At 54.7% G+C, this 715-nt stretch carries 1 protein-coding gene and 2 pseudogenes; 1 reads left to right on the top strand and 2 read right to left on the bottom strand.

Annotation, left to right across the window (positions count from 1 at the left end):
* A pseudogene (locus BHC62_RS29195) lies at positions 1–91 on the bottom strand (hypothetical protein); the annotation flags it as partial.
* Positions 92–200: 109 nt separating this feature from the next.
* On the opposite strand from BHC62_RS29195, the gene BHC62_RS27120 reads away from it, so the two are divergent.
* Positions 201–542: a co-chaperone YbbN gene (locus tag BHC62_RS27120; protein ID WP_029297757.1), complete on the top strand. Its 342-nt coding sequence runs from the start codon at positions 201–203 to the stop codon at positions 540–542.
* A gap of 37 nt (positions 543–579) precedes the next feature.
* Here the strand turns inward: BHC62_RS27120 and BHC62_RS28525 are convergent.
* Positions 580–715: pseudogene (locus tag BHC62_RS28525) on the bottom strand (heat-shock protein); the annotation flags it as partial.

The raw sequence follows: 715 nt of genomic DNA, 5'->3' as shown, positions 1-715 counted from the left end.
GCATCGCCGAAATGCTCTGGCGCAGGGCCGGGATGCCGCTGGAGCCGCCGGTGAAGAACACCGTGTCGACCTGGGCCACGTCTACCGAGGCGTCGTCGAAGTGGTTCAGACCTGTTATTTCTGACAGTAGACCCACCACGGGTTTGATGGTCTGCTCTTGCGTGCGCAATATCATCTTTTGTTTCGACAGGAGCTAAATCATGTCTTTGCCTACGGTAGATGCCAGCAGCTTTGAAAGTCGTGTGCTCAAGTCCACAACCCCCGTGATTGTGCTGTTCAGTAATGCCAGCAAACAATCTTCAAACAGAATGGTCGCGACACTGGAGGCAGCAGCCCAGGATCAGGGCAAGGCTATTGAGTTCCTCGACAAGACGCTGGAGGTAAATGGCCCGATCGAGAAAACGCCTGCTTATGACGTGCAGTCTGCGCCAACCACGCTCTTTTTCCGGGACGGAAAATTAGTCCGCACGGTTGTCGGTTTTTATGACTATGCAGATACCTTCAAGACATGGGTCGATCAGTTGGCCAAAGGTAAGGCCTAATGAATCGCCCCGTGCCATCACGAGGCGATTTCTTCACTCAGTAGCCATAACGCTTACTGGCCTCAATCGCCAATCCGCTACCAATGCTGCCGAAGATGTTGCCTTCTACATGTTGGGCATTGGGCAGCATCGCCGAAATGCTCTGGCGCAGGGCCGGGATGCCGCTGGAGCCG

The organism is Pseudomonas sp. 06C 126, assembly GCF_001855215.1.
GTDB lineage: Bacteria > Pseudomonadota > Gammaproteobacteria > Pseudomonadales > Pseudomonadaceae > Aquipseudomonas > Aquipseudomonas proteolytica.
This window is presented reverse-complemented; position numbering and strand designations above follow the sequence as displayed.

Bases quoted from the DNA above. Each gene is read 5' to 3' on its own strand.
- BHC62_RS27120 (WP_029297757.1), top strand. From the start codon at position 201: ATGTCTTTGCCTACGGTAGATGCCAGCAGCTTTGAAAGTCGTGTGCTC.